Below are 15,629 nucleotides of genomic sequence, written 5' to 3' on the forward strand. Positions count from 1 at the left end.
TGGGCCATATTTACATACCCATCATTCAGGCTTTTTATTCCTGCGTAAATCAAAATAAATTTTCATCACCAGTACCGCCCCTGCCAGCGCCAAAGTCACTGAATTGGCCAAAATCAACGGCCAATCACCGAGCATAAAGCCATACACCAGCCATAAACTCACCCCAGTAACAAAAATCAAATACATTCCTAAAGAAATGTCTTTTGCCGAACGGCTACGCCAAACCTGCCACACTTGCGGCACAAAGGCGATCGTGGTGCATAGCGCGGCGGACATGCCAATTAAACTCAATAAATTCATCGATCAATACTCACTCAATGGATTGGCAATTCAGTCGCGCAAAGTACTTTTAAACTCTGCGCCGCAAACAACTCGTACATTCGCCCGACTTGCCATAAAAAAACGGCGCTCTGCGCGCCGTTATCTTGAAAAGCTAAACCTTACTTAGCCAGCAAAATCCGCAACATGCGGCGCAGAGGCTCAGCAGCACCCCAAAGTAATTGGTCACCAATTACAAATGCGCTGATGTATTCTGGTCCCATATTCAATTTACGTACGCGACCAACGCCAATATCGAGCTTGCCAGTGATTTGCGCTGGAATCAGCTCTTTCACGGTGATTTCGCGATCGTTCGGCACCCATTTCACCCAATCGTTGCCCGATTTGATAATCGATTCGATTTCTGCGAGTGGCAGGTCTTTTTTCAGTTTGATCGTCAACGCGAGGCTGTGGCAACGCATCGCACCAATCCGCACGCACAAACCATCGACTGGAATCGTGGCGTCAGAACCGAGAATTTTGTTCACTTCGGCTTGGCCTTTCCATTCTTCTTTAGATTGACCGTTATCGAGTTGCTTGTCGATCCACGGGATCAAACCACCAGCGAGTGGCGCACCGAAAAATTCAGTCGGTACATCGTTTGAAATGGTATGCGCGACTTTTTTATCGATTTCTAAAATCGCAGAAGCTGGCGTTGCAAGCTCATCGGCCACGGCGTTGTACACCACGCCCATGCCTTTAAGCAATTCACGCATGTGGTTAGCGCCGCCGCCTGAAGCCGCTTGGTACGTCATTGACGAAACCCAGTCGACCAAACCCGCTTTAAACAAACCGCCCATGCCCATTAGCATGATCGAGTTGGTACAGTTGCCGCCGATGTAGTTTTTTACGCCACGGGCCAGTGCGCCTTGGATTACGTCGTCATTTACTGGATCGAGCACGATGACGGCATTGTCTTCCATACGCAAGGTAGAAGCCGCGTCAATCCAGTAGCCTTCCCAGCCGCTAGCGCGTAATTTTGGGAATACTTCGGTGGTGTAGTCGCCGCCTTGGCAAGAAATAATCACGTCCATTGCCGCCAATTGGCTAATATCGTTGGCATCTTGCAAGGTGCCAGCGTCTTTACCAAAATTAGGTGCGGCTTGGCCTGCTTGCGACGTTGTGAAGAAAACTGGATCGATCACATCGAAATCTTTTTCTTCTTGCATACGTTGCATCAGAACCGAACCCACCATACCGCGCCAACCGACTAGACCCACCCGTTTCATGATTACATCCTTTAGCGACAACAATTAATTAATTCGAGTCTTAGATATTAGTGAAATTCCGTATGCCTGACTAGACAGCAAAGCCAATTAAGCGCGCTTTTACCCAATTTAAATGTTTCCAAACGTACCTTCACAGTGCAGCATGCCCAGCCAATCGGCGTTAAAATTGGGCTTTTGCGATCAAAGAGGACTCCGGTGCGCGTTTTAATTCAAAGAGTCAAACAAGCCCAAGTCGATGTTGGCCACGAAACCGTCGGCCAAATCAATGCCGGTTTATTACTGCTGGTTGGCGTTACGCATGAAGATGGTGCGGCAGACATCCAATGGCTGGTGAATAAAATCGCCAATTTACGGCTTTTTGATGATGAAGACGGCGTGATGAATTTATCCATTCTGGATGTGGGCGCTGACGTATTGGCGGTTAGTCAATTTACGCTGTTTGGTAATGTCAAAAAAGGCAATCGACCCAGTTGGGGCGAGGCAGCTCCAGGGCCAATCAGTCAGCCAATATTTGATGAATTCGTTCGCCAGCTCAGCGCCAAGCTGGCCAAGCCAGTGCCGACGGGGCGATTTGGTGCTGATATGCAGGTCGCTTTAATCAATGACGGCCCAATCACTTTATTGATTGATAGCAAAGCGCCCTAAATAAGGCTTTACCCGTACTTGACCGAAGCAACATGCCAAGTGCAGAATGACCTTAGCGCCGATTTGAAACCCAGCTTGCGGGCGCTTTATAAATACTCGCTAAAGCGTGCAAAACCCACTGCACGTGGGTTTTTTGTTTTTTGCGCCAATTAATCGACAAATTGCGGGGCGCGTTCGAAATGCCGCTAAAGCGTCGGTGATTCAATCCAACAAACAGAATCACCGGCGAGTTTCTTAGGAGCTTGCCCATGTATGATTGTTTAGAAGCAACCACGATCAGCCCCCCAGCACCAACGGGATTACGCAAAAACCGCCGCCTTAACTTTGACAGGTATCGCGAGCACCACTGTTTACAGCTTCGCGCTGCGCCCTATACCGGTCCGCAATCATTAATTCGGGCGTTTGCTGCAGCGCAAAGCTTACACCTACCAACGCATAATTTACCCGATGGTAGTTTATTAATTTTGGATTTGCTTTGTACTGAAGCCTTATTGTTTCAACGCCGCTTTCCTGATTTATTGGCCATTTATGAGCCAGCACGCCCCATTCCCAAAGGATAGCAATGCCCCGTTTGCAAGACGTTAAAGCCACCTGGATTCTCGCATGGCCGATTATGATCGGCCAACTCGCTCAAACTGGCACTGGCTTTGTCGATGCCGTTATGGCCGGACATTTATCGGCTGGAGATTTGGCCGCAGTTTCAGTCGGCACGTCGATTTGGAGCGTGATGATTGTCACCATGTTTGGCTTATTGATTGCAATTAGCCCGATGGCGTCGCAAAAAGTTGGCGCTAAGGCGTGGCATGAAATCCCATCGTTAACACAACAAGCCTTATATCAAGGGCTGTTTATCGCCCTGATCATGATGCTCATCGCGCATAGCTTGCTGCCGATTTTTACGCATATTGGTTTAGCGCCCGATGTGGCCGAAAAAGGCAGTCGCTTTTTAGCGGTAATTTCATGGGGATTTCCGGCGGTAGCGATTGCGCGAGTATTGTATGGCTATAGCTCATGCTTAAATCAAACCAAGCCAATGATGGTGATTTCGATTATTGCGCTAGTGCTCAATATTCCCGCCAACTACGTGTTAATTTATGGTGAATGGGGATTTCCAGAGTTAGGCGCAGTAGGCTGCGCTTGGGCTACTGCAATGTGTATGTGGTTTAGCGCCATCATGTGGATTATCTGGATACGCATTTCGCCGATTTATCGAGATACGCACCCGTTTCGACATATCGAAGGTCTACGTCTACAGACGCAAAAACAATTGGCCAAGTTGGCCATTCCGATCGGCATTATGTTTTTTGTTGAATCGAGTGCGTTTAGTTTGATTGCCCTGTTGCTGGCCAAGTTAGGTACCACCACCGTGGCATCGCATCAAATTGCGCTCAATTTTTCTTCGCTGACTTTTATGATTCCATTGGCCATTAGCACCGCCCTCACCGTTCGCGTGGGACAAGCCGTTGGCGCTGGCGATTTTAAGCTGGCACGCTTTATTGGTGAGACTGGGATTTACCTAGGCTTTATCTTGGCGATTATTTCTGGCTGCATGATTATTCTATTTCGCAGCACGATTGCGGCTTGGTATACCAGCGATCCAGCGGTAATTTTACTCGCAGCCAAATTGCTATTGTTGTCGGGATTTTTCCAATTTTCGGACGCCACTCAGATTGTGGTTGCAGGTGTATTGCGGGGTTATAAATCAACGCGTATGCCGTTGATGATCCACTTAACGGCATTTTGGGTGATTGGTATTCCGCTCGGCTATGCGCTAACGTTTGGTGTCGGTCCATTTAGCCCGCAAGGACCAGCAGGCTATTGGCTGGCGCTAGTGATTGCGCTGACGTTTGCGGCGATTGCGCTGTATGTGTTTTTTAGACGCATCAGTGTGCGAGCACTGCATACGGGTATATCAAGCTAGTGCTTTATCGCTAAAGGCTAGAGAGCAATACCATGCATAGTTGGGATTGTTCAGATTCAGTGTGATGGTTTTAAGTCCCAGCTCGACGAGCACGGCAATGCACAACTAAGTAATCTGAACAATGCCTTATCGCGGCATTGACCTCAGGCCTCGCCCCAGCGCTGCATGAGTTGATGCGGTACCGCCAGCTGGTCTAAAATTCGCGCCACGACAAAATCGACTAAATCTTCTATGGATTGCGGGTGATGATAAAACCCTGGATTGGGCGGTAAAATCACCACACCAAGGCGCGATAATTTCAGCATATGCTCTAGATGAATCGCTGAAAATGGCGTTTCGCGCGGTACAATAATCAGCGTTTTACGCTCTTTAATCATCACATCAGCCGCACGCTCAAGTAGATTATCTGACGCGCCATTGGCAATCGCCGACAAAGCGCCCATGGTACACGGCACCACCACCATACCATCCCCAGGATTACTGCCCGAAGCCATCGGTGCAAACCATTCTTGCTGACCATAAACCTGTAACTGCTCTGCAGTTACGCCATACTGCGCGCGCAGTAATTCGGCCAAATCCGCAGCGCGGCTAGGCCAAGTTAAATTCAGCTCTTGTTTGGCGACAATTTGCGCCACTTGGGTATATACCAAACGCACGTTACAACCTGCCGACAGCAAGCACTCTAGCGTGCGTAATCCATAAGGCAAACCGGATGCGCCAGTAAAAGCCAGCGTAATTGTCTTCATTGTGTCGTATCCACAGCAGGGTGAGTTCGCAATAAATGAGTGGCAATCAAACCATTCACCACGCCAAAAATAATGGCCATTGCCAATAGTAAAGGAATTAAAACAAAAATGCCGTTATGCGGAATTAACCATAAACGAGCAATCAGCAGCTGGCCGACTAAATGCGCTAAAGCCGAGCACAGTGACCAAGTCACCAAGCCAAAATAACGCTGCGGCAAATATTGCGCGAAGGCCAAGGCCAGCACACTGGCAACGCCGCCCGCCAAACTTAAAGCAAAACCGGGGGAAAATACCCCACCGAGGACCAGACTCGCGCCTAAGATGCGCAACATCGACACCCACGCCGCTGCCGACCAACCCAAACGCTGTAAAGCGATCAAGGTGACAATATTGGCTAGCCCTGGTTTAAAGCCCGGAATGGGCGATGGAATCCCCGATTCAATCACCGCCAACACAATGGCGCACGCGGCAAAGCGAGCAATTTGCTCGTCGGTACTGCTGACATTTAAAGTGATTTTAGTAGCTGAGACTGTCATAACTGGCAGGACGCTGACCGACGAGTTCAATACTGGTGCGATTGGGCAAGCAAATGGCACTTTGCCCCACCTGAGTCAACCATCCAGCCCGCACACAATATTGGCGCGGGCTTGGATCGCTAGCGATCCGTGCACGGCCTGCGGCCACCTCGATCGTGGTTTTACCAAGCGGGCCATCAATGGCCAAGGTGCGCGCTGCGGCTAAATCTAATTCGGCATACAGTTGGCCATCTTGAAAAATCTTAACGCGCGTTGCCCCAGCCTGTGACCAACATAAGGGGGTGATCACCCCCCACAGCAGTAAAAAAACACCGATCACCACATAATCACCTGAGCGCAATAAACTCAGCCAATCTCGCCATGATTTAGCTGCGCTGATGTTGTTCACGATGCCGAACCAAGACTTGACGATTGCGTGAAAAATGTCGACGCAGCTCTTCAGCTAAATACACCGAACGATGCTGACCGCCCGTGCAACCAATGGCTACCGTGACATAACTGCGCTGATCGCGCTCAAACTCAGGCAGCCAGCGCTCCAAAAAGCCCAAAATATGCGTCAAATAATTGCCGACACTGGCTTGGCGCATTAAGAAATCAGCCACCGGCTGATCCATTCCCGTTAAAGAGCGTAGCGCAGGATCATAAAATGGATTAGGCAAACAACGTGCGTCAAAAACAAAATCGGCATCCAACGGCAAGCCATGCTTAAAGCCAAACGACTCAAAAATCAGCATTAATTTGGCGCGATCGGTCGCGATAAATTCCCGTACCCAGGTGCGTAATTGCGCCGCTGATAAACCCGAAGTATCGATGACATGCGACATTTCACGGATGTTTTCCAGCATTTCGCGCTCCACCACCACCGATTCGCTCACCGTTAATTCACCCAACGATAAGGGATGGCTACGGCGACTTTCTGAATACCGCTTCACCAAAACTTCGTTATTGGCTTCTAAAAACAACATCCGCACATCTAGCCCTAAATCCATCAAAGCGGCTAAATGATCGGGAAATGTAGATAAATTATGTGCGCTACGGGCGTCAATCCCGATGGCAATTTTAGGGTAGCCATCCAAATCGAGCATAGACACGGCTTGCGGCAATAGCGGAGCAGGTAAATTATCTAAACAATAAAAGCCCAAATCTTCCAGTGCTTTTAACGCCACGCTTTTTCCTGCGCCCGATAAGCCCGATAACAAGACCAATTGTTGATGTTGGCTATGTTTCATTATTCCCCCATCTCCATAAATTTCTGGTGGCGCTCGATAAATTCACGCGTTGAATCAATACCGCGCAATTGCAAAATATAATTTCGTACTGCCGACTCGACCAGCACCGCCAAATTACGCCCGGCTGCAACTGGAATCACTAATTTTCTGACCGGTACATCCAAAATCGCCTGCGTTGCCGCCTGCATTTGCAAGCGATCAACCGGAGCAACATTTTCGCCGCCGGCCTTGGCCAAATGCACAATCAATTTCAGTGTTTTTTTCGGCCGAACCGCCGTTTCGCCAAAGATGGTTCGAATATTGAGCACCCCAATCCCGCGCACTTCTAAAAAGTCGCGCAGCATTGGTGGACAGCGCCCTTCTAAGGTTTCTGGATTGGTGCGATACACCTCAACCACATCATCAGCGACCAAACCGTGCCCACGAGAAATCAGCTCCAGCGCCAGCTCGGATTTACCCATCGACGACTCACCGGTCAGCAAAACACCAACTTCCAACACATCCAAAAATACCCCATGCAGGTGTGTTGATACAGCCAGTGCTTTACTTAAATAGTAGCGCAATACCTCCATTAAATACGGAGATTGCTCCGGACTAGTCAGCAAGGGAACATGATGACGCTCAGCTGCTTCTCGCAAAGAATCTGGCACCACTTGCCCATTGGCGACAATCATCGCCGACATATCGTTGGCAAATAACTGATTCAGGCTCGAGTGCTGCACTTCCGTTGATAAGCCATTGAGATACGCGACTTCAGCAATCCCTAGCACTTGGATGCGATTGGGATGCACAAAGTTCAAATGCCCAACCAAGGATAGCGATGGCTTTTGCTCTGAGGCATCATTGGACAACAAATTATTTGCGCCCGACTGCCCAGCAACCCAAGTCAGACGCAGTTTTTCGGCGTTATCAATAAATAATTGTCGAGCGGTGATCTGCGGCATGCGGCCTCGCTATGGCTTTAAAAGCAGTGATTTTATGCCAGTATGGGTCAAAAACGAAATTGGCATCGGGCAAAAAATAAACCCTCAGATCTTGGCTGAGGGCTCAAATCGATCAGGAGAAGTCGGGAGCATAGGGCTCCCATGTCGAAATGCGCTGCCATACCGCTTCGGGATCGGGCAAGGTCATTAATTCTTCACGCAATTGCTTATCAGAAAACAGCTGCGCTAATTCTGACAAAATCTGCAAATGTAAATCAGTGGCATTGGCTGGCACTAAGAGTACAAAAATTAATGATACCGGTTTGCTATCCGGCGCATCAAACTGAATGGGCGCACTCAAGCGCACAAAGGCCCCTACCGCTTCTTTTAAGCCTTTAATCCGACCATGCGGAATGGCGACGCCTTGACCCAAACCCGTTGAGCCGAGCTTTTCACGGGCAAAGAGGCTGTCAAAAATTACGCTACGCGCAATCCCATGGCTGTTTTCGAACAGGATACCCACATGTTCAAAAACGCGTTTTTTGCTACCCACATCCAAATCTAAAAAAACATTGGCGACTGGAAGTATTTTGCTAATTAGGCTCATGTTCAAACTTATGTCCTTAAGGGAGCTGCTATTGTAACTTGCACTCCGATAAACAAAAACGGGAACGACTCGCGGCGTTCCCGTTGTGTTGCTTGTGCAACGGATTATTCTTCGATTACCACTTGATGCTTCAGGGCATCATTACGATGACCAGATAGTTTTTCTTTATATTTAATAATCTGGCGATCTAGTTTATCGACCATGCTATCGATGGCTGCATACATATCGCTATCGATAGACTCAACATGCAGATCTTTACCAACGACATTGATTGTCGCCTCGGCCTTATGTTCCAGCTTATCCACTGACAAAATGACTAAAACATCAATCACATTATCAAAATGGCGGGTCGTGCGTTCAATTTTACCTGAAACGTATTCACGAATCGCTGGTGTAACTTCCAGATGATGACCACTAATGTTGAGGTTCATATACTACTCCTTCGGTTCTTCATGCTTTTATAAGGCAGTGCTTTTATAAGCACTTGCGCAGATTAACGGGAGGAATCATTAATGCCTCCCTGTACTTAGCAACGGTGCGCCGCGCAACCACAACACCTTGCCGTGCGAGTTCTTCAGTTATAGCACTATCGGATAATGGCTTGTGCTGATTTTCTTGCTGTACCAGTTGTTTGATCAAAGCCTTAATCGATGTTGCTGAGTTTTCACCACCGCTTTCACTTTCAACATGACTGCCAAAAAAGTATTTGTACTCAAAAACACCGCGCGGGGTCAGCATGTATTTTTGCGTTGTTACCCGAGAAATCGTCGACTCATGTAATTCAAGTTCATCCGCAATATCGCGCAGCACTAAAGGCCGCATTGCAACTTCACCATACTCAAAAAATGCTTTTTGTCGCATTACAATGGCTTCAGCGACCCGTAAAATCGTACTGCCTCGTTGCTCAACACTTTTAATCAGCCAGCGTGCTTCTTGTAGCTTACCACTGAGCGCGGCTGCTGAGTCGCCTTGTAGTAACTTTGCATACAATTCATTGACTCTTAGCTTGGGCTGCGCCGCGCTATTTAAGCGTACCTGCCATTGCCCGCGCACCTTGGTCACAATCACATCAGGTAAAACGTAGCGTGTCGTCTCTGCTGACCAATTTGCACCCGGTCTTGGTGTTAAACGCCGAATTAATATTTGCGCGTTTTTGAGTGCCACTTCATCGCACTGCAGTTGACGTTTAAGTCTAGTGTAATCCCGTTGCGCCAATAAATCGAGACCTTCATTCACCAATCGAATGGCAATATTTCGAATACTATTTTCTGGCAAGACCCGCAATTGCAATGTTAACGACTCGGGCAAATCACGTGCACCGACACCGAGTGGCTCAAGTTGCTGTAAATGTTGCAGTGCGATTTGTAATTCTTCTGGTTCCAGCTCAAGTTCTTGCACCAAGCTCTCTGGTAGCTGCGCGTAAATTTCTTCCAAGCTCTGACTTAACATTCCGTCATCATCTAGCGCATCAATCAGCAATGAAATCAATGCGCTATCACGATCAGATAAGGGTAAGCAGCCAGTTTGCGCTAACAAATAATCACGCAACGAGTACAGCTTCGCCACCCGCAAAGCGGGGTCATTTTCATCACCCTCATCAAATGAGGCGTTACTGCGCACCTCATCCCAGCGCAAGCTATCGCCATCTTCAACGATCTCACTGACCTCAGGCTTTTCAGCTTCCTCACCCGCATCTTGCACGCCATCTTCGCGTTCAAGCATGGGATTTTCGGCTAAAAATTGCTCTATTTCTTGTTGGAAATCAAGCGTAGACAACTGCAAAAGCTTAATCGATTGCTGAAGCTGCGGTGTCAAATTGAGCTGTTGCGACATCCGCAACTGCAAGGTTTGCTTCATGAAGGGAATAACCTAGTTGGCAAAAACACTACATTTTAAAATGCTCACCCAGATAAACTTGGCGAACATCTTCATTATTAACGATTTCATCGGGCTTACCAGCTGCCATGACGGCGCCTTCAGAAATAATATAGGCACGATCGCAAATCCCTAAGGTTTCGCGAACATTATGATCGGTAATCAATACCCCAATCCCACGCCCTTTTAAGAAACCAATAATGCGCTGAATATCAATCACCGCAATCGGATCAACCCCCGCAAATGGCTCATCGAGCAAAACAAATTGTGGATTAGAAGCGAGTGCGCGAGCGATCTCAACGCGGCGGCGCTCACCCCCAGAAAGACTCATTGCGCCACTTTCACGCAAATGCGCGATATGTAAATCGTGCAGCAACTCGTCTAAGCGCGACTCAATTTCGTCTTTACTGCTGTAATGCAGCTCAAGCACTGCTTTAATATTCTCAGCGACGGTCATTTTGCGAAAAATAGACGCTTCTTGCGGCAAATAGCCTAAACCGAGCCGAGCGCGTTTATGAATGGGCTGCTGACTGACGTCCACGCCATCGAGCTCAATGCGCCCAGCATCCATTTTCACTAAGCCAACAATCATGTAAAAGCTAGTCGTTTTACCTGCGCCATTGGGGCCCAATAAACCGACCACTTCACCACTGGCGACTTCTAAAGAAACGTCACGCACGACGGTACGTTTCTTATAAGATTTTTGTAAATGCTGCGCTTTCAACACACTCATTTGGCGGCGTCTTTCTTTTTCGGGTTGATGGTAATGTTTACTCGATTACCCGGCTTACTTTGAGCCTGATAAAACTCAGTATTGAGATTGTAGTTAATGGTGTCACCCATGACGATATCTTGGCCTTTTTTAACCCAAGCTTTATCGATCAAAATCATTTCGCCTTTCGCACCGTCGTAATCAAAGCGCAGGGACTCAGCGTCGAGCATTTCGCCGCTATCGAGTTTTTGCTTAAAGCGCACAGGACGACCTTCACCTTTTGCGTATTGCTTACCAAAAGCATCTTCGCTCATTGTCACTTTATCGGCACGCATATTCATCGTGCCTTGCGTCGCAATGACATTGCCAGTACAGACCGTTTGCGAATTTTTTTGATCGGCAACGCAATTGTCTGCGGTGATATTCATTGGCTTTTCACGATCTGCCGTTTCGGCGTAAGACCATGAATTAATTAACAGGGCGAACAGCGGCAGGACGAGGAGTCGGGACATAGGTCATCTTTACTTGTGATTTAAGTTCTAAGGTTTGCAATTTATTATTGGCGACAAAACCCACGGCTTCGGCATGATTTTTACCCATATCGGCGGTAACGAACTGATCTGACTTAGCTACTTCAGCTTGGCCATCAATCCAAATATCACGGCCATTGATAATCAATTCAGGGTTTCCCTCAAACGGCGCTCGGCGCAATTGAGTTGCTTCATAAAACCAAGTTTCTGAGCCTTTATGGATCGATTTTGCTCGAGTACCAATCACCACAACCGTCGGTTTACTGGCGTCAGTTTGGGTCAACATCGGTTTTTCATACAGCATGGTATCTTGTAGCGGTACATGCGTCACCCGACTAGCGATCAGTTGTGAACGCTTGATACCGGCCTCGTCATAACGCCACAATACGCCCTCATCGGCAATTAAATCGGGTGCATTTAAATCCAAACGCTGCGGGACTGTTAGATTAGTGGCAACGCGACTTAAAGCCCAGATTAAACTACCGACCAAGAGCAATAAAAGCAAGGGCAAAACCCAGGTTGTTAAACTACGCAAACCAATCCCCTAGCGCAAATATGGCGCCATCGCAGCATCATAGGTGTTTTGCGATTGCATAATTAAATCACACACTTCACGCACCGCGCCCGAGCCACCTTGGCTGCCGGTAATGTAATGCGCGTGCTGGCGAACGATGGTGGGTGAATTCGGCACGGCAACAGCAAATGGCACGCGGCGCATAATCGGCAAATCAATAACATCGTCACCCATATAGCCACATTCTTGAGCCGTAACGCCGGTATCTAACAACAGCTGCTCAAACGTAGCCAACTTATCGTGTGCGCCTTGATAGACCAAATCAATACCCAAATTTTTGGTTCGATGTGTGAGCAAGGTCGAAGTACGACCAGTGATAATGGCGAGTTGAACGCCACTTTGCTGCAACATTTTTAAACCATGTCCATCCAATGAATGGAAAGCCTTTAACTCTTCGCCAGCATCGGTGTAATACAAACGACCGTCAGTCATGACTCCGTCAACGTCAAAAATCATAACGCGAACTTTTTTTGCTTGCTCAAGCATTCAGCTTCCCTTCTATGAAAATTTTTTAATTATAAACTTACAGGTATTGAGTGCTAGGCCTCGGATTTAAATGCGTACAGCACCATACCCAATTAAACCACTCGGGCTCGTAGCAAGTCATGCATATTTAATGCCCCGACTAATCGGCCTTGGTCCTGAACCAATAAACCATTAATCCGCCGTGACTCCATCAACTGAACCGCCTCAGCTGCCAGACGCGAAGCCTCAATAGTAGCAGGATTTGCCGTCATCACGGCACTCACCGGTGTGGTACGAATATCAATATCCAAATCTAAAGTGCGCCGCAAATCACCATCGGTATATACGCCGACCAATAATCCCGCCGCATCGACCACTGCCGTCATCCCCAAACCCTTACGGCTAATTTCGAGCAAAGCGTCGCGTAGTGGTAAATCTTGCCCTACCACCGGTAGACGCTCCCCTTGATGCATTAAGTCGCGCACATGGACCAATAAGCGTCGTCCTAAAGTGCCACCGGGGTGCGATAAAGCAAAGTCTTCAGCCTTAAAGCCACGCGCCTCCAGTAAAGCCACAGCCAACGCATCACCAAGTGCTAACGCCACGGTGGTGCTGGCTGTTGGCGCCAAATTCAACGGGCAAGCCTCCTCGCTAACTGCCACATCCAAATGCACGCTCGATTCTTGGCTTAAAGTCGAATTCACATTGCCGGTCATCGCAATAATTGGAATTGCTAAGCGCTTCAAGCTAGGCAATAAAGCAACCAATTCGTCACTTTCTCCCGAATTGGACAAAGCCAAAACCACATCGGCGGAAGTAATCATCCCCAAATCGCCGTGCGCTGCTTCACCGGGGTGAACAAAAAAAGCGGGACTCCCTGTGCTGGCCATGGTCGCGGCTATTTTACGCGCAACATGGCCCGATTTCCCCATCCCCATCACCACAATTCGCCCCCGGCAATTCAAAGCGAGCTGGCAAGCCTGATCAAACTGAGCATCCAAACGCGTCGACACCGCTAAGATTGCAGCGGCTTCAATTTGCATTACTCGCCGCGCCACATCACAGGCCGACCAAGCATCTTTTGATTCTATGGCATTCATCACAGAGCAACACACCTAGCGCATAAACAATGCCGCAGTATAAAAGACCTCATCATTAGATAACAGTAGGCTGTGAATAATCAGTACGTCAGTAACAGGGCCAGCTCAGTTATAATCAAATAGCATCCAACTCTAATGAACCCTATGCCGATCAATTTACAATCCTTTCTAGTTCTGCTTGCTGCGGCCGTTATTACGGTTGTACTCTGCCGCAAACTCAAATTACCTGCCATGCTGGGTTATTTATTGGTCGGGATGCTAATCGGTCCGTATGCGCTGGGTTTTATTCAATCGAGTGATGAAGCTAGTCATTTGGCTGAATACGGCATTGTTTTTTTGATGTTTACCCTTGGACTAGAATTTAACCTAGCCAAACTCAACGCCATGCGGCGAATTGTATTTGGTTTAGGCGCGGCGCAAGTGGCGGCGGTATTAATTTGCGTCGCAGCCGCAGTCTTATTTGCGGGTTTAGATTGGAAAGCCGGCTTAATTCTTGGCGGCGCAGCGGCGATGTCTTCCACCGCGATGGTTTCGAAATTACTCAGTGATCGCAGCGAGCTCAATGCACCTCACGGCCAAAATGCGATTGGGATTTTATTATTCCAAGATTTAGCCGTTGTGCCTTTCCTCATTATCATCCCAGCCTTAAGCCTACCTGATGGCAGCATCACCATTCCATGGATCAATTTACAAGTTGATCAACTGCTGTTTTCACTATTTTTAGCGGCAATTAAAATTGTTTTTGTCTTGGCGGTACTGCTCTCGCTGGGGCAAAAAATCATGCGTCCTTGGTTTAATTTGGTCGCCAAGCAGCATGCCAGCGAGCTATTTATGATCAATATTTTATTGGTCACGCTCGGTACGGCATGGCTGACAGAACAGGCGGGACTGTCGCTAGCTTTAGGGGCTTTTTTAGCAGGGATGTTGATTGCTGAAACCGAATATCGCTATCAGGTGGAGGACGATATTCGCCCTTTCCGCGATTTATTACTCGGCCTATTTTTCGTCACCGTGGGGATGAATTTAAACTTCAGCATCTTGATTTCAGAATGGGGCCTCGTGCTCGCCAGTTTATTACTGCTAGGTCCGATCAAAGTCGCCCTTATTGCCGGTTTAGCACGGTTATTTGGCAATACCGCAGGCACCTCATTACGCACTGGATTTGCACTCGGTCAGGGCGGGGAGTTTGCTTTTGTTTTACTGGCCCTCACCGCCCAAGGCGGCCTAGTGCCTAGCAATGTGTTACAAGCGACAACCGCTGGCGTTATTTTGTCGATGCTCATTACACCATTTTTAATCCAACATTCAGACAAACTAGTCCTTCGCCTCGCAAGTTCTGAATGGATGAATCTCGCCGCCAATTTGCACAATATTGCCGTGCGCAGCATGGCTGCCAATGGTCACGTTATTTTGTGTGGTTTTGGCCGTAGCGGCCAATCTTTAGCGCGTATTTTAACGCAAGAAGACATTCACTTTTTCGCCCTTGATTTAGATCCAGAAAAGGTGCGTGAAGCCGCTGCGGCGGGTGAATCGGTGGTATTTGGTGATGCTGCCAAGCGCGAAGTATTACTCGCCGCCGGCCTAATGCGCGCGCGCGCCATCATTGTCACGTACGCCGATACGCATTCAGCAATGAAAATCCTTGAGTTAGCCCATCAAATTCGTCCAGAAATACCCGTCATTGTGCGCACGCAAGACGATAGCGATATTGATTTACTTAAAAATGCCGGTGCCGCCGAGGTCGTTGCCGAAATAATGGAAGGCAGTTTAATGCTGGCGTCGCACACCATGATGCTGTTGGGGGTGCCGCTAAATAAAGTGATTCGCCGAATTCGTGAAGTCCGTGAGGCACGCTACCAATTGATTCGCGGCTTTTATCGCGGACTCAATGAAGATGCTGACGAAGGTGACCGTAGTTATCCACGCCTGCACACCTTGCAACTCACCCAAAATGCGCATGCTATTGGCTACACCATTGCCGAGCTCAAACTAGAGCAATTCCAAGTCGAAATTCGCAGCATTCGCCGCCGCAATATGCCCCCGATTCAGCCGAATGCGAGCTTCCAACTCAATAACGGCGATGTGCTGGTCTTGCTTGGCGAGCAAGACAATTTAGCTGCCGCCGAGATGCTGCTGTTGCAAGGATAAAACAACGCAAACAGACCTAATCAACCTCCCATCGCAAACGACGTTACTCAAAACGACTGCGTCAACGTGAA

19 protein-coding genes are annotated in these 15,629 nt (G+C 48.3%); 4 read left to right on the plus strand and 15 right to left on the minus strand.

Going from position 1 to position 15,629, the window contains the following annotated elements:
• Positions 1–21 precede the first annotated feature (21 nt).
• Complete coding sequence (locus K4H25_RS13440) at positions 22–300, minus strand: SemiSWEET transporter (protein WP_221020963.1); 279 nt, start codon at positions 298–300, stop codon at positions 22–24.
• 140 nt (positions 301–440) lie between these two features.
• A complete protein-coding gene (gene asd, locus K4H25_RS13445) occupies positions 441–1,547 on the minus strand; it encodes an aspartate-semialdehyde dehydrogenase (protein ID WP_221020964.1) in 1,107 nt (368 codons plus the stop codon).
• A gap of 195 nt (positions 1,548–1,742) precedes the next feature.
• Between asd and dtd the strand changes: the two genes are divergently transcribed.
• The 3 genes from dtd (at position 1,743) to K4H25_RS13460 (ending at position 4,113) form a co-directional block, all read left to right on the plus strand.
• Positions 1,743–2,192 (plus strand): D-aminoacyl-tRNA deacylase, encoded by a 450-nt coding sequence (gene dtd / locus K4H25_RS13450; protein ID WP_221020965.1) that lies wholly within the window; start codon positions 1,743–1,745, stop codon positions 2,190–2,192.
• Between the two features lie 248 nt (positions 2,193–2,440).
• Positions 2,441–2,752 carry a hypothetical protein gene (locus tag K4H25_RS13455; protein ID WP_221020966.1) on the plus strand — a complete coding sequence of 104 codons (312 nt, stop codon included), beginning with the start codon at positions 2,441–2,443 and terminating at the stop codon, positions 2,750–2,752.
• A 2-nt stretch (positions 2,753–2,754) separates the two neighbouring features.
• On the plus strand, positions 2,755–4,113 hold the full coding sequence (locus tag K4H25_RS13460) for an MATE family efflux transporter (RefSeq protein ID WP_221020967.1): 1,359 nt from the start codon (positions 2,755–2,757) through the stop codon (positions 4,111–4,113).
• A 143-nt stretch (positions 4,114–4,256) separates the two neighbouring features.
• Here K4H25_RS13460 and K4H25_RS13465 read toward each other — a convergent pair whose 3' ends face one another.
• The 13 genes from K4H25_RS13465 to K4H25_RS13525 all read right to left on the minus strand — a co-directional run bounded on the left by K4H25_RS13465 (position 4,257) and on the right by K4H25_RS13525 (position 13,410).
• Entirely contained in the window at positions 4,257–4,859 is a 603-nt protein-coding gene (locus K4H25_RS13465; RefSeq protein ID WP_221020968.1) for a flavin prenyltransferase UbiX, read from the minus strand.
• Positions 4,856–5,395 (minus strand): Gx transporter family protein, encoded by a 540-nt coding sequence (locus tag K4H25_RS13470; protein WP_221020969.1) that lies wholly within the window; start codon positions 5,393–5,395, stop codon positions 4,856–4,858. The genes K4H25_RS13465 and K4H25_RS13470 overlap by 4 nt, the downstream gene beginning before the upstream one ends.
• Positions 5,376–5,783, minus strand: coding sequence for a NusG domain II-containing protein (locus tag K4H25_RS13475; protein ID WP_255587677.1), 408 nt, complete (start codon positions 5,781–5,783; stop codon positions 5,376–5,378). The genes K4H25_RS13470 and K4H25_RS13475 overlap by 20 nt, the downstream gene beginning before the upstream one ends.
• Positions 5,761–6,624, minus strand: coding sequence for an RNase adapter RapZ (gene rapZ / locus K4H25_RS13480; RefSeq protein WP_221020970.1), 864 nt, complete (start codon positions 6,622–6,624; stop codon positions 5,761–5,763). Before rapZ ends, K4H25_RS13475 begins: the two co-directional genes overlap by 23 nt.
• Positions 6,624–7,568, minus strand: coding sequence for an HPr(Ser) kinase/phosphatase (gene hprK / locus K4H25_RS13485; RefSeq protein ID WP_173532047.1), 945 nt, complete (start codon positions 7,566–7,568; stop codon positions 6,624–6,626). The genes rapZ and hprK overlap by 1 nt, the downstream gene beginning before the upstream one ends.
• Positions 7,569–7,680: 112 nt before the next feature.
• On the minus strand, positions 7,681–8,154 hold the full coding sequence (gene ptsN, locus K4H25_RS13490; protein WP_173534556.1) for a PTS IIA-like nitrogen regulatory protein PtsN: 474 nt from the start codon (positions 8,152–8,154) through the stop codon (positions 7,681–7,683).
• Between the two features lie 104 nt (positions 8,155–8,258).
• Complete coding sequence (gene hpf / locus K4H25_RS13495) at positions 8,259–8,585, minus strand: ribosome hibernation-promoting factor, HPF/YfiA family (RefSeq protein WP_173532048.1); 327 nt, start codon at positions 8,583–8,585, stop codon at positions 8,259–8,261.
• A gap of 43 nt (positions 8,586–8,628) precedes the next feature.
• Positions 8,629–10,011, minus strand: a complete 1,383-nt coding sequence (locus K4H25_RS13500; protein WP_221020971.1) for an RNA polymerase factor sigma-54 — start codon at positions 10,009–10,011, stop codon at positions 8,629–8,631.
• 28 nt (positions 10,012–10,039) lie between these two features.
• Complete coding sequence (gene lptB / locus K4H25_RS13505) at positions 10,040–10,762, minus strand: LPS export ABC transporter ATP-binding protein (RefSeq protein WP_221020972.1); 723 nt, start codon at positions 10,760–10,762, stop codon at positions 10,040–10,042.
• The gene (gene lptA / locus K4H25_RS13510) at positions 10,759–11,253 is read right to left on the minus strand and encodes a lipopolysaccharide transport periplasmic protein LptA (protein ID WP_221020973.1); all 495 of its coding nucleotides are present in this window, start codon (positions 11,251–11,253) and stop codon (positions 10,759–10,761) included. The genes lptB and lptA overlap by 4 nt, the downstream gene beginning before the upstream one ends.
• Entirely contained in the window at positions 11,210–11,806 is a 597-nt protein-coding gene (gene lptC / locus K4H25_RS13515) for an LPS export ABC transporter periplasmic protein LptC (RefSeq protein ID WP_221020974.1), read from the minus strand. The genes lptA and lptC overlap by 44 nt, the downstream gene beginning before the upstream one ends.
• Positions 11,807–11,815: 9 nt before the next feature.
• Positions 11,816–12,331 (minus strand): KdsC family phosphatase, encoded by a 516-nt coding sequence (locus tag K4H25_RS13520; RefSeq protein ID WP_173532053.1) that lies wholly within the window; start codon positions 12,329–12,331, stop codon positions 11,816–11,818.
• 92 nt (positions 12,332–12,423) lie between these two features.
• On the minus strand, positions 12,424–13,410 hold the full coding sequence (locus K4H25_RS13525; protein WP_221022955.1) for a KpsF/GutQ family sugar-phosphate isomerase: 987 nt from the start codon (positions 13,408–13,410) through the stop codon (positions 12,424–12,426).
• Between the two features lie 144 nt (positions 13,411–13,554).
• Here K4H25_RS13525 and K4H25_RS13530 point away from each other — a divergent pair, with 144 nt between their 5' ends.
• The gene (locus K4H25_RS13530) at positions 13,555–15,558 is read left to right on the plus strand and encodes a monovalent cation:proton antiporter family protein (RefSeq protein WP_221020975.1); all 2,004 of its coding nucleotides are present in this window, start codon (positions 13,555–13,557) and stop codon (positions 15,556–15,558) included.
• Positions 15,559–15,629: the final 71 nt, after the last annotated feature.

Origin of the sequence: Deefgea piscis, from assembly GCF_019665785.1 — a bacterium.
Lineage (GTDB): Bacteria > Pseudomonadota > Gammaproteobacteria > Burkholderiales > Chitinibacteraceae > Deefgea.